At 61.9% G+C, this 17256-nt stretch carries 12 protein-coding genes; 8 read left to right on the top strand and 4 right to left on the bottom strand.

Annotated features, from left to right (window positions below; genetic code table 11):
* Positions 1–1075, bottom strand: a 1075-nt coding sequence (locus RWT78_RS20120) for a DUF222 domain-containing protein (protein ID WP_314677651.1), incomplete at its 3' end; no start/stop codon positions are given.
* 116 nt (positions 1076–1191) lie between these two features.
* Here RWT78_RS20120 and RWT78_RS20115 point away from each other — a divergent pair.
* From RWT78_RS20115 to RWT78_RS20085, 7 genes are all read left to right on the top strand, one after another.
* Positions 1192–2499, top strand: a complete 1308-nt coding sequence (locus RWT78_RS20115) for an SWIM zinc finger family protein (RefSeq protein ID WP_269610589.1) — start codon at positions 1192–1194, stop codon at positions 2497–2499.
* Positions 2496–3980 carry a DUF5691 domain-containing protein gene (locus RWT78_RS20110; RefSeq protein WP_314677647.1) on the top strand — a complete coding sequence of 495 codons (1485 nt, stop codon included), beginning with the start codon at positions 2496–2498 and terminating at the stop codon, positions 3978–3980. The genes RWT78_RS20115 and RWT78_RS20110 overlap by 4 nt, the downstream gene beginning before the upstream one ends.
* Positions 3977–5110 (top strand): AAA family ATPase, encoded by a 1134-nt coding sequence (locus RWT78_RS20105; RefSeq protein ID WP_003943132.1) that lies wholly within the window; start codon positions 3977–3979, stop codon positions 5108–5110. The genes RWT78_RS20110 and RWT78_RS20105 overlap by 4 nt, the downstream gene beginning before the upstream one ends.
* Positions 5107–7293, top strand: coding sequence for a DUF5682 family protein (locus tag RWT78_RS20100; RefSeq protein WP_314677644.1), 2187 nt, complete (start codon positions 5107–5109; stop codon positions 7291–7293). The genes RWT78_RS20105 and RWT78_RS20100 overlap by 4 nt, the downstream gene beginning before the upstream one ends.
* The gene (locus RWT78_RS20095) at positions 7290–8453 is read left to right on the top strand and encodes a VWA domain-containing protein (RefSeq protein WP_047269390.1); all 1164 of its coding nucleotides are present in this window, start codon (positions 7290–7292) and stop codon (positions 8451–8453) included. Before RWT78_RS20100 ends, RWT78_RS20095 begins: the two co-directional genes overlap by 4 nt.
* A gap of 42 nt (positions 8454–8495) precedes the next feature.
* Positions 8496–10118 carry an MFS transporter gene (locus tag RWT78_RS20090; protein WP_314677641.1) on the top strand — a complete coding sequence of 541 codons (1623 nt, stop codon included), beginning with the start codon at positions 8496–8498 and terminating at the stop codon, positions 10116–10118.
* A gap of 237 nt (positions 10119–10355) precedes the next feature.
* Positions 10356–12683: a bifunctional diguanylate cyclase/phosphodiesterase gene (locus tag RWT78_RS20085; RefSeq protein ID WP_007730571.1), complete on the top strand. Its 2328-nt coding sequence runs from the start codon at positions 10356–10358 to the stop codon at positions 12681–12683.
* Between the two features lies 1 nt (position 12684).
* On the opposite strand, the gene RWT78_RS20080 is transcribed toward RWT78_RS20085, so the two are convergent.
* Positions 12685–13809, bottom strand: a complete 1125-nt coding sequence (locus RWT78_RS20080; RefSeq protein WP_230359180.1) for a GGDEF domain-containing protein — start codon at positions 13807–13809, stop codon at positions 12685–12687.
* 121 nt (positions 13810–13930) lie between these two features.
* On the bottom strand, positions 13931–15370 hold the full coding sequence (locus RWT78_RS20075) for an amino acid permease (RefSeq protein WP_314677637.1): 1440 nt from the start codon (positions 15368–15370) through the stop codon (positions 13931–13933).
* A gap of 178 nt (positions 15371–15548) precedes the next feature.
* On the opposite strand from RWT78_RS20075, the gene RWT78_RS20070 reads away from it, so the two are divergent.
* The gene (locus RWT78_RS20070) at positions 15549–17081 is read left to right on the top strand and encodes a PucR family transcriptional regulator (protein ID WP_314677636.1); all 1533 of its coding nucleotides are present in this window, start codon (positions 15549–15551) and stop codon (positions 17079–17081) included.
* Here the strand turns inward: RWT78_RS20070 and RWT78_RS20065 are convergent.
* Positions 17057–17256 (bottom strand): aldehyde dehydrogenase family protein (locus RWT78_RS20065; RefSeq protein WP_314677634.1); only part of this gene is annotated, 200 nt, incomplete at its 5' end. The two genes, RWT78_RS20070 and RWT78_RS20065, sit on opposite strands and share 25 nt — an antisense overlap.

Genomic DNA, 17256 nt, shown 5'->3' with positions numbered 1-17256 from the left:
CGGGCACACACGTGCAGCCGGGGAACGCGCAGCCCTTGTCTCGGGCGATCAACGCCACTCGCTGCTCCGCGGTGACCACCCGTTTCCCGGGTTTCGCATCCAACGGCGCGCCGTGATCGTCGAGCAGAACCGTGGACAGGAAACAATCACACCCGAGAAGCCTGGTCTGCGACACGGACAGCGGCCCCAGCCACGGCATGTGCCCGACATCAAGATCAGACACAGCCACTCCACCACCATCGGGCGAGGGTGCGGCGGCACAATCCCGATGCTCGGCCAGATCGCGAGCATTGATGTGCACGTTCACGTGCGGACGCTGACCACCGTCTGTGCCTGTTTTGGCGCAGTCGAGATAGCGGCGGATCAGTTCGGTGAACCCGTCGGCAGTTCGTTTCGCCGCCGAGCGAGAATCCGGGGTTCCATCGGGTGCCGGGGTGGGCATCGTCAGATTCGACAACGCCGACAACAACATTTCACCGGTCAGGGCGTCGAAATCCCCACGCACCACCACCCGGCCATTGAGCGTCGACGCGATCCGCAACTCATTGAGATCGACATCCTCGGCGGGCGGAATCTCATCCGATTCGAACAACCTCTCCAACGTCGCGATCACGTTCCGCACCTTCGTCGTCGTCGCTTCCACACCCGACGCAGCAGCCAACAACAAATCGATGCACTTCGATAGCGCCTCCTCCGGCATCCCCTTCGGCGGTGACTCACAGAACGCCACGATCAACACAGCATGCTCGAACGAGCAATCCCCGCAATCGAACCGAGCCGCCACCGCCGGAAACGGCCGCAAAGCCGCACCCAACGCGGCGATCTTCTTCCCGTCCCGAACCTGCAGCATCGTGTTGGCCGCCAACCACGACCCCACACCGCGGCTGGCAATCACCTGATCATCCGGGCGCAACGAGAGTTCGTCGACCACGGCCACACGCACGGCTTCGAGGCGCAGAATCTCCGCACTCGCTTCGACAGCAGCAGCGCGCAACTCGGCAGCAGTCAACTGCCACAACCGTCCGCGTAACCCCACCGCAGAACCCGACACCACATCCGACAACAAGACACTCATTGAATCCCCCGATCCCCTCCCCAAATCATATTCGAATATGTGTTCGAGTCAAGGGGTAATTCACCAACGAATCGGCCTGGCTCTGTGATGTCAGCGGGTTGTCATACTGTGGTCGAGTGACTTCGCCGTGGACAGCTGGGCAGGTGGCGTCGGTAGCTCCGGACGCCGCATCGCTAGCCGCTGCGCGCAAGTTGGCTGGTTCGTGGAGCCATGCCGGCAACAGGGGTCTCGCGCTCTGGGGGCTGTGTCAGGGCAGCGGCTCGAAGCCGTATCAAGCAGTGGTCGACCTGAGGGGCCCTGCATACAAGTGCTCGTGCCCCAGTCGAAAGTTTCCGTGCAAACATGCTCTGGGGCTGCTGGTGGAATGGTCGGAAGGGCGTGTGCCGTCGACGGACGAGCCCGCCGACTTCGCGGCAGAGTGGTTGTTGCGCCGCGAGGAGAAGGCCGAGACCCGCGGCGAAAGGGCTGAGACCGGCGACGAGGCCCCCAAGAAGGCTCCCGACCCGGCGACAGCGCAGAAGCGCGCCGACCGCGTTGCGAGCGGGCTCGTCGAATTGGACCTGTGGATCACCGATCAGATCCGCAGTGGTCTGGCAGCGATGGACACATCCTGGGCGGGCTTCGACGCAGTAGCTGCTCGAATGGTGGATGCTCAGGCGCCTGGTGTCGCAGGCACACTTCGAGCCTTGGCGGGCACCGTTGCGTCTACCGAGAACTGGCCCGAGAAAGTCCTCGACGAGTTGGCTCGGTTGCACCTGCTGGTTGCTGCGCATCAGAAGCTGTCCGAGTTGCCGGAAGATCTTGCCCATTCGGTGAAAGCACACGTCGGCTATCCGGTCTCAACCGAGAGTGTGATGGAATCGATTCCGGTGAAAGAGAACTGGATGATTCTCGGTTCCGGGATCACCGAGGAGAAGCGACTGTTCACCCGAACGGTGTGGATGCTCGGCAGGAATTCGAAGCGGTGGGCCATGCTGCTCGACTTCTCCCACGGGTCACCCAATTTTGCCACCGAAACGCCGCCAGTCGGGTTTCTGCTCAACGCCGATGTTCATTTCTATCCCGGTGCCGCGGCATTGCGGGCGCGGATAGGGGTCACGCACGGAGAACCGGAGCCCTTCACAACCATGCCGTTCGGAAGCATCGACACTGCGTTGCAGCAGTTTACCGATGCCCTCGCCGCGGATCCATGGTTGCGCTCGTGGCCGGCAGTGATCAGTTCGGTGGTCCCGTCGTTCGTCGACGGATCATGGTTTGTCGTCGACGAATCGGGCACAGCGCTTCGGGCAGAGGGTGATTCGGATCTTCTGTGGAAGTTGCTCGGCATTTCCGGCGGTTACCCGGTCACAGTCTGCGGAACGTGGAACGCGCTGGCTCTTACTCCGATCTCGGTTTTCACGGGAGGGCAGGTGATCGTGCTGTGAGTACATTGATCTCAGCGGCGCTCCTTGGGACAGCCAGAACAGCAACAACATTCGAGGAGCTGCCGGCTGAAGTGCGTGGCTACGCTCGCGAACTCGACGGCGATCCTGCCGAGATGCTTCTCGCAGGAGCAGCGTTGGAGAGGGCGTACCGCCGTGGCGGTGCGGGCTCCACCACGGCGGCGGTGCCGACACCTGCGCCAGACGATGTTCGATTCACGCTGCCGGAATCCTCATCGGCGCATCTGCTGTCGATGCTCGCGGCCAAGGCGACCTTGCTCGACGAATGGTTCGCAGTCGCGTTGGAGCACAATTACCGTGCGCCTGATCATCTGGTCGCCGAGTTGCTTTCCTTTGCACGTGCAAGTGAAGCTCACCGGGAGAGCATCCTGCAGATTGTCGGCGAGCGTGGTCGATGGCTTGCCGCGCAAAACCCCGAGTGGAGCAAACTCGTCCGAACCAGGGATGCCAACCCGGACGTGTGGCGTCACGGAAGTTCGTCGCAGCGCACACAGTGGCTGATAGACACTCGTCGAACAGATCCCGCGCTGGCGCTGGCCGAACTCCGAAAGTCCTGGGGCACCGAGCGGGGCGAACAGAAGGCTGCCTTCGTCGCGGCGCTGGCAAACGGACTGAGTGCGGATGATCAACCATTGTTGGAGGAAGCCCTCGACGACCGTCGCAAGGACGTGCGACGCGCGGCAGTGGAAGTACTCGGACAACTCCCCGAATCGGAGTTCGGGGAGAGAATGGCTGCTCGGGTTCGGAAATGGGTGCGGGTGGAACGGAAACTCGTTCGGTCCACGCTCGTCATCGTCCCGCCTGAGGAAGTCGATTCAGCGGCGAGGCGAGACGGCATCGAAGACCGGCCGAATCCACACACCGACTATCGTGCCGAGTATGTGCGTCAGGCGATCAGTTCTGCGCCGTTGTCTCTGTGGAACAACATGATCGGTGGACCAGGCAAGGCCTTGGGGATGAGCGTTGACGAAGACTGGGAGCCGATCCTTCACGACGCGTGGTCCACCGCCGCAGTCGCGCAGAACAATACGGAATGGGCGCTGGAACTCTTTCGTATGCGCGGCACCGCCACCGATCGACGCGTGCTCCCGTTGGTACCGGCCAAGGCGCTGGCTGATCTGTTGAGGTCCGGAAACGGCGACGCCAATGTTCTGCACCCGGGCCGGGCAGCGATCTACGACGCTCTGCGAGGTCCATGGCCCGAGGACATCACCCGGGCAGTGGTGGCCCAGTGGGAACGAGTTGCGGCCAGACGTGCCGACGGAGGCGCCAAGGCCGGCGAATTCTCACGCTACAAGTACGTCGCATCGCTGCGCCTGGCCGAGACTCGATTTCCTTACAGCGCAGTAACTTTGCTGGAGCGTGCTGCGGAACGTGCACGTGACCCGGACTGGCGGCAGACCTTCGCCAGAACTGCCAGCGCCATCACCCACCGCAAGACCCTGCTCGAGGAGCTCACATGACTGACAGCGTAACCGTGCCCACCACGGAACCGGAAAAGCTCGCGCAACCGGCAAGGCTGATGCGGCCCCACGCAGAGCAGGAGTACGCGCTCGAACTCGAAGCACTGGCCGCGCAGGACACTCGTCCGCGTCCACCGTCGTGGAACTTGTCGCCCTGGGCCGTCGTGACGTATCTGTTGGGTGGCACTCTCGACGACGGAACCGTCATTTCACCGAAGTACGTCGGTCCACGGCGGTTGATGGAAGTGGCCGTCGCAACTCTTGCCACCGACCGGGCGCTACTGCTGTTGGGGGTTCCCGGTACGGCCAAGACCTGGGTCTCCGAACACCTTTCGGCCGCAATCTCGGGTGCGTCGACGCTCCTGGTTCAAGGCACGTCGGGTACGCCCGAGGAAGCTATCCGCTACGGCTGGAACTACGCACGTCTTCTCTCCGAGGGGCCGACCGCCGGTGCGCTGGTGCCTTCTCCCGTGATGACGGCGATGGAAACCGGGAAGATCGCCCGCGTCGAAGAGTTGACGCGTATTCCGGCCGACGTGCAGGACGCCCTCATCACCATTCTCTCCGAGAAGACGTTGCCGGTGCCGGAGCTGGGCATCGAGGTGCAGGCAGCCAAGGGCTTCAACCTGATCGCTACCGCCAACGATCGCGATCGCGGTGTCAACGATCTGTCGTCCGCACTGCGTCGACGGTTCAATACCGTAGTCCTCCCGTTGCCGGCCAGCGAGGAAGACGAGGTGGCCATCGTGGCACGTCGAGTCGAACAGCTGGGCGCAGCACTGGAATTGCCGACAACCCCCGCAGCAGCCGAGGAAATTCGCCGGGTCGTCACCGTGTTCCGGGAACTGCGATCAGGCACGACCACCGACGGCCGCACCAAGTTGAAGTCCCCGTCCGGAACTCTGTCGACGGCGGAGGCGATCTCGGTGGTCACCAACGGTTTGGCGTTGTCTGCGCATTTCGGGGACGGCGTACTGCGGGCATCCGACGTCGCTGCCGGAATCCTGGGCTCGGTGATCAAGGATCCGGTCGCAGACAAGGTGGTGTGGAACGAGTACCTCGAGGCAGTAGTGCGTGAACGCGGCGAGTGGTCCGACTTCTACCGGGCGTGCCGCGAGGTCACCGGGTGACCATCGTGATTCCGGACCTGCGTGTCCGGGTCTTCGCTATCCGTCACCACGGCCCGGGATCTGCTCGTTCGGTTCGGCAGGGCCTGGAAGAGTTCTCGCCTGACGTCGTCCTGATCGAAGGGCCTTCGGACGCAGACCCGTTGGTGATGCTGGCGGCGTCGGAATCGATGGAACCACCGATTGCGTTGCTCGCGTACGCCACTGGCGAACCGTCGAAGGCGGCATTCTGGCCGTTTGCGGTGTTCTCACCCGAATGGCAAGCGCTGCAGTGGGCTGCGAAGAACGGTGTGCAGGCACGGTTCTGCGATCTGCCCGCCTTCAACGTGTTGGCGGATCAGGGGATTCGTACTGTCCGCGAGGGCGATCCTCTGTCGGAACTGGCCGCGGCCGCAGGTTTCGACGACACCGAACGCTGGTGGGATTCGGTGATCGAATCTAGCTCGGGCGCAGATTCTTTCGATGCGATCACCGAGGCAATGGAGGCGCTGCGTGAGACAGTGCCGATCGACGAGGAGACAGCGCATCGCGAAGCGTATATGCGTCAGGTGCTGCGAAAGACGTTGAAAGATGGCGCTGAGCGGGTAGCGGTCGTCTGCGGAGCCTGGCACGCGCCGGCGTTGGTCGGAGCCTTGGGGCCGGCGGCACCCGATGCTCGCATCCTCAAAGGAATGTCCAAGGTCAAGACCTCGCTGACATGGGTTCCCTGGACTCACTCACGCCTGGCGTCGGCATCGGGTTACGGCGCCGGAATCACCTCGCCGGGCTGGTATCACCACCTGTTCACCGCGAACGACAAGACGATCACGCGGTGGCTCACCAAAGTTGCGCGGGTGCTCAGGGACGAGGACCTTCCGATCTCGAGTGCTCACGTCATCGAAGCTGTCCGGTTGGCAGATACGTTGGCGGCACTGCGTTCTCGACCCTTGGCGGGATTGTCGGAGGTCACCGAGGCAACGAGGTCGGTGATGTGCGATGGAAACGACGTTCTTCTGGATCTGATCACGCGAAGATTGGTTGTGGGCGAAGCGCTGGGCGCGGTGCCCGAAGAAACTCCGACGGTTCCGCTCGAAGCAGACCTGCGAGCACGTTCGAAGACTTTGCGGCTCAAACAACAAGCGGGAGCCAAGAATCTCGATCTGGACCTGCGACGCGATATCGACGTCGAGCGTTCCCAGTTCCTGCACCGACTGGGGATCCTCGAGATCGATTGGGGAACCCCGGCCGACAGTGAGGTCCGTTCCACCGGAACGTTCCGGGAGACTTGGGCGCTGCAATGGAAGCCCGAATTCTCGGTCTCGGTGATCGAGGCGTCGCTGTGGGGCACGACGGTGGCTGCAGCGGCAACATCACGTGTCGTCTCGAAGATCAACGAGCCGGACATCTCTCTCGCGTCACTGATCGGACTACTGGAGAACTCGCTCCTGGCAAACCTGCCGGCAGCGTTGTCCGCTGTGCTGGAAAGTGTGAAAACGGTTGCGGCACTGGATCATGACGTGTCGCACCTGATGGCGGCGCTGCCCACGCTGACGCGAACGCTGCGGTACGGCGATGTGCGCGGAACCGACGTGTCGGCATTGGTCGACGTCGCCGACAGCCTGTTGATCCGCATTTGCACCGGCCTCGCAGTCGCCGTCACGGGCCTGGACGATCCGAGTGCCGAGGAGTTTCGCGATCACCTCGACAAGGTTCACTCGGCAATCATGGTCCGTGACGATCGCGATGCGAGCGCACGATGGCTGCAGACCATGGCTGGCGTGATCGACCGTGACGACGTCAACGGATTACTCGTCGGCCGGATGGTGCGGCTACTGCGCGACAGCGGTTCGATCACGGAAACCGCTGCAGCCCAGCGCTTGTCTCGGGCCCTGTCCGTGGGAAGCACGCCGACCGCCAAAGCCGGGTGGGTCGACGGGTTTCTCGGTGGAGGAGGGCTTGTGCTCGTTCACGATCGAGCGTTGCTCACGCTGATCGACACGTGGGTTCGCCAACTTCGTGAGCAGGACTTCATCGACACGCTTCCACTGCTTCGACGTACGTTCGGAGCGTTCGAGGCGGGGGAGCGTCGAGCGATCGGTCAGGCGGTCAGAGGTGGACGACGCGTCGAAACGACAGTGGAGACCGATGCTCGACGCGGCAGAGCGGCAATGGCGGTCGTTGCGGACATCTTGGGGGTGGGCGCATGAGCGACGACGATCAGCGCCTTCGACGCTGGAGACTGATGCTCGGGGAATCCGCCGAAGAATCGACGGGTGGGCTGGGCCAACCGGGCGAGCGTCGAATGGATGCAGCTCTTGCCGCACTCTACGATTCGTCCGGCCCGACCAAGGGGCGACGCCGCTCAGCCGGATTGGGGGCGTCGGCTCCGTCCGTCGCCAGATGGCTCGGCGATATCCGGACGTACTTTCCCAGCACGGTGGTGCAGGTGATGCAGAAGGACGCGATCGACCGACTGGGTTTGGCGCAGTTGCTGCTCGAACCGGAACTGCTCGATGCCGTCGAGCCCGATGTGCATCTGGTCGGGACGCTGCTGAGCCTCAACCAGGTCATGCCGGAGGCCAGCAAGGCAACTGCTCGAATGGTCGTCGGCAAGGTGGTTCGGGAAGTCGAAGAGCGAATCGCGCAAAAAACGAAGGCCGCGGTGACCGGGGCTCTCAATCGTTCGGCCAGAACGTCGAATCCGAAGTTGCGTGACATCGACTGGGACCGAACCATCCGAGCAAATCTGTCGCACTACCTTCCGGAGTATCGAACCGTCGTCCCCGAGCGGCTCGTCGGATACGGCCGCAAGTCGAAATCCGTGCAGCGCGACGTAGTCCTGGCGATCGACCAATCGGGTTCGATGGCGTCCAGCGTCGTCTACGCATCCGTGTTCGGCGCGGTGTTGGCGTCGATGCAGGCGCTGAAGACTTCGCTTGTGGTTTTCGACACTGCCGTCGTCGACCTGACGGACAAACTGTCCGATCCAGTCGACGTCCTTTTCGGGACCCAACTTGGTGGGGGCACGGACATCAACCGCGCTATCGCGTACAGCCAGTCACTGATCTCGCGTCCTGCCGAGTCGATGTTCGTTCTGATCTCGGACCTCTACGAGGGCGGTATTCGCAACGAGATGTTGCGCCGCATGGCCGCCATGAAAAACTCCGGCGTTCAAGTCGTGGTTCTACTGGCACTCTCGGACGACGGGGCACCGTCGTTCGATCACGACAATGCAGCGTCGCTGAGTGCCCTCGGGATTCCCGCGTTTGCGTGCACGCCGGACAAGTTTCCGGAACTGCTGGCGGTGGCTCTGGAACGCGGGGACGTGTCGGCTTGGGCGGATCAGCTCAGCCTCGAACAGCACTGACCGGTCTGCTTCGAGAACCTGAACACCGGGTACACCCGCACGATGGGTGACGGACAGGTTGCTGGTTCGACGACGCAGGCGGGTTCAGGATTGGTTCTCACGGTGTTGGCATCCAGCCAATTCCTGATGACCTTGGACAGTTCGGTCATGAATGTTTCGATGGCAACCGTCGCCGAGGACGTCGGCACGAGCATCACCGGCATTCAAACCGCGATCACGCTGTACACCCTGGTCATGGCGACTCTGATGATCACGGGCAGCAAGCTGGGGTCGATGATGGGTCGTCGCCGGGCCTTCGCGCTCGGCTTGATCATCTACGGCGCAGGTTCTCTGACAACGGCGCTCGCTCCCAATCTTGCGGTCCTGCTGATCGGATGGTCGTTCCTCGAAGGCGTCGGTGCGGCACTCATCATGCCCGCGATCGTCGCGCTCGTCGCCACCAACTTTCCGGCGCAGAAGCGCCCGGCTGCCTACGGTCTGGTCGCTGCCGCCGGCGCGATGGCCGTGGCGGTCGGGCCGCTGATCGGCGGCGCCGCGACGACATTTGCGTCATGGCGTTACGTGTTCGTCGGCGAAGTCGTGATCGTTGTCCTGATCTTGCTGGTGCTGAGCAAGGTGGTCGACGTCCCACCGTCGAAGTCGCGCCTCGACTACGTCGGATCGATCTTGTCCGTGGTGGGACTGGGCATGATCGTCTTCGGTGTACTGCGCTCGAGCGAGTGGGGTTGGGTGCAGGCCAAACCCGACGGACCGCAGCTGGTCGGGCTTTCCCCGGTGGTGTGGCTGCTGATCGCCGGGCTCCTGGTCGTGTACGGATTCCTGCGCTGGGAGGGACGCCTGGCCGCTGCGGGGAAGGAGCCGTTGCTTGATCCGGCGATGCTGCGAAACCGCGAGCTCAGTGGCGGACTTTCCATGTTCTTCGCGCAGTTTCTGGTCCAGGCGGGCGTGTTCTTCGCGGTCCCGTTGTTCTTGTCCGTAGTTCTGGAGCTCAGTGCCCTGGAGACGGGAGTTCGCATCCTGCCGTTGTCGGCGGCGCTCGTGTTGGCTGCCATCGGTATTCCGAAGCTGCGGCCTACCGCGAACCCGCGACGCGTGGTCCGAGTCGGATTGTTGGTCATGGTCGTCGGCATTCTGATGCTCGTTGCAGGCATGGACCCCGGCGCCAATGCGGCGATCGTGATGATTCCCATGCTGTTCATGGGTTTCGGCTTGGGGTGCCTGTCTTCGCAGCTCGGAGCCGTCACGGTGTCCTCGGTCCCGGACGAGCGCAGCACCGAGGTCGGCGGGTTGCAGAACACCGCCACCAACCTCGGCGCTTCCTTGGGAACTGCCCTGATCGGATCGGTTCTCATTGCCACTCTCACGACGTCGGCGATCGCCGGAATCGAAGACAATCCGGCGGTTCCGACATCGGTGCAGCAGCAAGCGAGCACCGACCTGGCCTCGGGCGTGCCGTTCCTGTCGACGACGCAACTCCGATCCGCTCTCGATGACGCCGGCGTCGCCGAGTCCACGGCGGATGCGATCGTGGACGTGAACGAAGAAGCCAGGCTGGACGCGTTGCGTGTCGCCTTTGCCGTGGCAGCGCTGCTCGCAATCGCCGCGTTGTTCCCGACCGCTCGAATCCCCCGCGTCGCGGTCGGCGACAAACGTGGTTCGAGCTAAGAATCAGCAATCGCGGATCGACCTGGACGATCGACGGAACGACCTCTGGATATAGTGATCTGCGCACAATCGATTCGTCAGATGGCTACCGTTGTGAAGGAAACAAGCAGCGAGTCTGAAACACTGACGTTTCACCGGATAAGGGTTCGGTGGGGAGCCAGGGGAGGTTCGGATGGCCAGGCGAGCGGATTCGACGCCCGCTGATGGCGCCTGCGCAGATGTCGGGATGCCTCGCTGATGAGCCGTCCGAGTCGATTGGGCAGGCAAGATCCTGCTTCGGAGGCCGACTGCAACAGCCTGTTTCGCCGTCAGATAGACGAAGCTGCAGCCGTCGCGCCGTTCGCCAATCTTGCGTACATGGCGAGTTTGGTCGTGATTCTGACCTACACCGTCCCGCCCGGACGTCAGACGCTCAGGTGGTTGGGTGGCGCCCTCATCTTTCTCGTCCTCGCGAATTCGATCCGAGTATGGATTCCCCTTCGCTGGCGGCCGTCGAAGCACACCCCGCGCTACGACTACGTGGGTCTGCTCGTCGAAGTGATCGTGGTCGCGACCCTCGACGTCACACTTTTCGCTCTGCTCTTTCACGACATGGACGTCTTCCGCGACTTGGTTCTGATCGCGACGATGGCCGGGATCATGGGCGCCGGGACCGTGACGTTCTCGAGTCTGAGATCGGTGAGCCTGACCTGGATCTACATTCACGGCCTCGGCGTCTTCACTGTTCTCGTCGTCCACGCCGAACCACACTTTCGCATACTTGCGATTCAGTTGTGCATCTACATGTTTGCGCTCACCGTAGGGGCGGTCTATCTGTCGGCCTCTTTCCAGAGACGTTGTCTCGCAGAGTTTCAGGCGGAATCCGAGCGTCAGACTGTGGCGTTGTTGCTCGACGGTTTCGAGGGCGGTTCCCGCGACTGGCTGTGGGAGTGCGACACCAACGGCCGGTTCTCCCACACCTCGGCACGTCTCGCCGAGGTCGCAGGTATGACGGTGGACGAGTTGCAGCAACTCACCTTCGGACAACTCCTCACCAGACTCCAGATCGCATCGAGTCCGGAGGGGCGTGCGGCCGCGGCCCAGATGATCGACAAACTCGAATCGAGTGCTCCCTTCCGGGACACTGTCGTGCCGGTGCATGTCGACGGTAGGCGACGCTGGTGGTCTCTTTCCGGCAATCCACGGGTCCTCGAATCCGGCGTGATTTTGGGTTGGCGCGGTGTCGGTTCCGACATCACGGAGAGGTATGTCCACGAGCAGGAGATCCTTCGCCTTGCGGCCACCGACTCGTTGACCGGGTTACCGAACCGTCGTGCGTTCGGAGTGGCGCTCGAGGAAGCGATCGATTCCCGCGTGCCGGAGAAGCAGGTTCTCGTCGGGATTCTCGACCTCGACAACTTCAAATCGGTGAACGACACCCTTGGCCATCCGATCGGGGACCAATTACTTCTCGAAGTCACGAAACGCCTTCGCGACGTGATCGGTTCGGACATGTGCTCGCGGATGGGCGGTGACGAATTCGGGCTGATCGTCTGTACGTCTTCGCGCGACGATCCCGGTGTGATCTTCGATCGGTACCTGGAAGTGCTGCACGAACCATTCTTCGTCGAAGGCAATCGGATCGAAGTGCGGGCCACGATCGGTTACTCGAGCGCGCCCGAGGATTCGACGGACGCCGACGGATTGGTGATGCTGGCAGATCTGGCTCTGTACGAGGCGAAGTCGACGGGACGCAATCGAGTGGGCAAGTTCTCACCGCTGCTGCGGGCGAGGGCATCGGCGCGGGCGACGGCGTTGCACGAGCTGGACAGAGGGATCGAGGAAGGGCAGTTCGATCTCCATTACCAGCCTCAGGTCGACACTCAGACCGGTGAAGTGGTGGCCTTCGAGGCTCTTCTTCGGTGGAACCATCCCAGCCGCGGCCTCATCGGGCCCAGCCAGTTCATCTCGGTGGCGGAGGAAACCGGAATGATCATTCCCCTCGGTGCGCAGGCAATGGCGATGGCGACCGCCGCTGCTGCGGGGTGGCCGACCGGAATCGGCGTCTCGGTCAACGTTTCACCAGTGCAGTTGGTGTCGCGAGAGTTCGGTGCGATGGTGAAGAAAGCGCTGACGGATTCGGGCTTGCCTCCGCAACTGCTGCAGCTCGAAATCACCGAGACAGGTGTTGTGGACGATCGCGCGATCCGGGATCTCTACAAGCTGCGTGAGCTCGGGGTTACCGTCGCACTCGACGATTTCGGCACCGGCTATTCGTCCTTCGCCACGCTCCAGAGACTTCCAATCGACGTTCTCAAGATCGATCGCATGCTGGTCACCGACTCGGACGATCCGAAGATGTCCGTGGTGAAGTCCATTGTCGAATTGGCCGCGGCCCTCGGTATGAAATCGTTGGCCGAGGGCGTGGAGACCATCGAGCAGTTCCGCCGCGTCCAGTGGGTCGGGTGTGACCTGGTCCAGGGTTACCACATCAGCAAGGCTCTGACCGCTGAGCGCGTCGATGTGTATCTTGCCGCGACGGACACGGAAACCGGGCGCAGCGTCCACCCACTTACGTGGCTGTGAATCAGATCTGAGCCGAGCGGATCGTATTACCGCCTGCCGCTTTCGCTTGATACATCATCGAATCCGCGACATTTGTCGCCGCCAGGATTGCGGAAGCACCGCCGCTCCACGCTTTCGATTCGGCGGTCATCATCACCGCTCCGACGCTCACCGTTGTGGGGATCGCGTCGGAACAATCCGACAGCGCCGCGTTTATCCCTTCGATCAACAGGGTTGTCGATTCGGGATCGCCGGCGATGACGGCCAGATATTCTTCTCCGCCGGTTCGAGCGATGACTCCGCGTTCGCCGAGATGTGTGCTCAATCGGTTCGCGGTTCTCCTGATGACATGATCGCCTTCGGCATGACCGTGAAGATCATTCACCGTTTTGAATTTGTCGATATCGACGACGATGAAGGCGAGAGATGAAGAATCGTCTCGGGTGCTCTCGAAGAGATCGCCGACTGCCCCTTCCAGTCCCCGACGGTTGAACAGTCCAGTGAGGGGATCCCGGTCCGAATACTGGGCATCGCGGTAGAGAGTGCGCCAAGTCAGGTGCGCAAAAATGGGAACGAGTGTGACAGCTCCGAAAAGAACGGTGCCGCGGGCCAGAAGCGTCGTGATATCGACGTCGCCTTCTAGATAGGCAAGAACGAAAACGGTAGTCGTGACGGTCGTCGACCAAACGACATGAGCGACAAGCCACCTTGCGCTGACAAAAAGCGTCGCAAAGGTTCCGGTGACCGCGAAGACGATGCAACCGAACGTCCCGGACGAGCGATCCGGCACCAGGAGGACGGCGGCCGCGATCCCGAGATCTGCGAATATTCCGAATGCAAGCAACCCCCGGCGTCCGGGAAACGGTTGTGTGAACCAGCATGCGGCGATTCCCACACACGTACAGATCATGAAAATCGAAAGAGCTTTGCCGGGTGTGGTCGGCGGCGTATCCGGACCGATCAATTTGTAGAAAGCGGACAGTCCGAAGATGATCGTCATCATTCCGAGCAAGGTTCGGAAGATCGGAATGATTGCCCGGCCGGATCTCTGGTGCTTTATCCACTCGTAGTCGTGTGGTTCGTTGAACCATTCGTGAAGTGTTCGCCAAGAACTGTGCCCCTCGGAGGCGATGACAGGGCTCGGCATGCTGTCCATTTTGCCTTGAATTTAGGTAAAGAGAAAATCTATGTTCGACCGCTTCCATCGGATCGACTCTTTTCGGGGAAGAGGTTCAATTATCGAGTCGAGCGCTTACTCGATGCTTGTTTCAAGCCTTCTTCGAACTGCTGCGTGCGTTGTTCGAGGCGGTCGCGAACGATACGACTTTTCGCGTACGAGACTTTCTCACGCCGTAAGCGGCGAGGATGACCCCCAGCGCGACCAGGCTTTGGACGAATTCCGCGCGCGTGGGTTCGTTGAGACCCATTCCCACCAGGATCACGAGAATCAGACCAGTGACCACTATCGGCAGGCCGGGATACAACCAGACACGGAATTTCAGAATCTCGGGGCTTTCGCGTTCCCATCGGCGTCGGAGGCGTAGTTCGGATACACAGATCAGGATGTAAACGAACAAGCAGATCGCGCCCGACGAATTCACGAGGAACAAGAAAATCGTATCCGGCCAGATGTAGCCGGCCGCGATACAGAAGTACCCGGCCACGGTGCAGGCGAGTACGCCCTTCACCGGCACGCCGCGGCTGTTGGTCCGTGTCATCCAGGCCGGCGCGTCGTTGTAGACGGAGAGTGCGAAGAGCATCCGCGACGCCGTGTACAGGCCGGAATTGAGGCAGGACAGCACCGCGACCAGAACCACGAGATTGAGAATGTCGGCGGCGCCGGGAATTCCGAGCAGGTCGAGTGCGGAGATGAACGGAGAATCGCCGACGACGAACGAATCCCACGGCAGCATCGTCACGAGGAGGAAGGTGGCGACAACGAAGAAGGCGAGAATGCGGAAGACGACCGTGTTCGTGGCCCGCCTGATCGCTCCGGCGGGTTCGGCGGATTCCGCTGCGGCGATCGTGACCAGCTCGGCTCCGGTCATGGAGAAGATCACGGCGACAACGCCCACCAGTACGGGGGTGAAGCCGTTCGGCAGAAATCCTCCGTGGCCGGTCAGATTGCTGAAATCGACTTCACTGCCGGGCCAGATGCCGAAGACGAACAGACTGCCGAGCACGATGAAGCCGATGATGACGGCGACCTTGATACCCGCAAACCAGTACTCGGCCTCGCCGAAGTTGCTGACGGAGAGAAGATTGACCCCGGTCATCACCAACAGGAGTACCGCTGACATGAGCCAGAGCGGGACACCATGGATCCACCGGGAGAGCAGGGTAGCTCCGACGACGGATTCGATGCCGACGACGATCACCCAGAAATACCAGTAGAGCCAGCCAGTGGTGAAACCCGCCCAGTCGCCCAACGCCATGCGCGCGTATTCGGTGAACGATCCCGTACACGGCTTGGCCACGGCCATTTCGCCGAGCATGCGCATCACCAGGAACACGATGATGCCGCAGATCGCGCACGTGATGACTGCGCCGGGGCCCGCCTGGTTGATGATTCCGCTCAGCCCGACGAAGAAACCGGCGCCGATGACGCCGCCCATGGAAAGCATGGTCAGGTGACGCTTCTTCAAGCCTGTTTTGAGTGTCGAATGAACGCTGGCGGCTTCGGCTGTTTCGGTGCTGCTGTCGGGCATCTGGGCTCAGCTCCTATTGCATGACGCGATCAGTTCTTTCGGAGAGACGCTAAGCTCATCGTGTGATCCAGAACATGGACTTGATGTACAAATCTGAACTGGAAACTGTCAGTTCTGTCCACTGCCCATTTATCCACTGCCTTTCTATTCACTGCCTTCGGAGGTTCCGGTAATGCCGATGACTGTCCGGCGCCTGGCGGCCACCACTTCGCTCGGCCTCGCGATCGTTGCCGGTCACGACGACGTGGATCTGTCGATCAGCTGGGCGCACGCAATCGAATTGCAGGATCCGACCCGGTGGCTCGCCGGTGGAGAGCTTGTCATGACGACGGGGCTGCACCTACCACGTTCGGCGACAAAGCAATACGAGTACGTCGAGCGCATCGCGCAGACCGGTGCGGTGGCACTGGCGTTCGACACCGGCACCGTGCACGAAAGGGTGCCGGACGCGATCATCAGGGCCGGCGACGAACTGGGTTTTGCCGTGCTTTCCGTCGCCAAGGAGACGCCGTTCATCGCCATTTCGCGGGCCGTGATCGACGAACTGACCGCCGACCAGATACGAACGGTGCAGGCGGTGGTCGACGCGCAGGAGAAGTTGGCGCGTGCTCTGCTCGACGGGGTGCCGGCTCTGATCACTGCCCTGGGTCGAGCCGTTCACGCAGCAGTCTGTGTTCTCGATCGGGACGGCGCGGTGCTGGCTCTGACGGAAGGTGCGAGTTCGTCTCTGCCCGAACGCATCAGGGAGCGATCAGGTAAGGAGCGCAGCCGGATCGTGGTGGACGACGACGGTCACCTGGCCATTCACCGCCTTGCTGTGAGCGGCACGCTGGCCGTGGCGTCCGACGCTGCCTTGGATCAGTCCGAGCGATTGTTGGTGGGCCACACGGTGTCGCTGTTGACCATCGAGCTTGCCAAGCCGTTGCGGGTTGTCGATGCCGAACAGCGGCTGAGGTTGGCGGTTACGACGATGGTGCGCCAGGCCGGCGGTGACGTCGACGAAAGTCTGTTGCGGTACTTCGGATTCGAATCCGAAACCACGGTGGTGGCAACTGCCTTGACCGATGTCGGACCTTTGCTTGCGGCCACCGACATCACTTCAGCGGCCCTGGAAGAAGAGTCGGTGCCGTACCTGTTGGCCCCGCTGAATGACGGAACCGGTGTGTGGTTCGTCGTGAAAAGTGAAGTTGCGGAGAAGGTCACGCGCAGTGTGTATGCGAGAGTGCGGGAGAATTCACGCCGGAGTATCAACGGTGGAATCGGTGGCGTCCGGCCGATGAGCGGTGTAGCAGCCAGTCTGCGCGAGGCCGTCTCTGCTGCCAAAGTGGGGCAGGTCGAAGGGCACACGCTCGTTCCGTTCTCGGAACTCGGGACTTTCAGTCTCTTGTTGAGTGTGCAGTCGAGCGATGTTCTGCTGTCGATCGCGGCCGGCGGTCTCGGTGTGCTGGAAGGCTACGACGCCGAGAACGGTTCCCGTCTGGTGGACTCGATCGAAGCGTTCCTGCACCACAATGGTCAATGGGAATCCGCTGCAGCGCAATTGGGTGTTCACCGGCACACGCTGCGTAATCGCATGGACAAGGCTGCCGAGTTGATCGGCCGAGATCTCGATTCCGCCCACACCCGGTCCGAGTTGTGGATCGCACTCAAAGCTCGTGAACTGCTGCAGGCGGAATCGAATTCAGATCATGCTCGGCCGCCCCTGAGATAGACGGTGGTGGTGTGAGTGAAGAACTCTCGTGCCGCGTCGCCTTGTTCCTTGGGCCCGTATCCACTCCTCTTCGCGCCGCCGAAAGGTACGTGGGGATCAGCGCCCGCCGATTCCGAATTGACGTGCAGGATCCCCACGTCCAGATCGTCGATACCGGCAAGTGCACTGGTCAGGT

Origin of the sequence: uncultured Rhodococcus sp., assembly GCF_963525155.1 — a bacterium.
Taxonomy (GTDB): domain Bacteria; phylum Actinomycetota; class Actinomycetes; order Mycobacteriales; family Mycobacteriaceae; genus Rhodococcus_F; species Rhodococcus_F qingshengii.
Note: the sequence above shows the minus strand (reverse complement) of the source record. Positions and strands in the feature narration are given on the sequence as shown.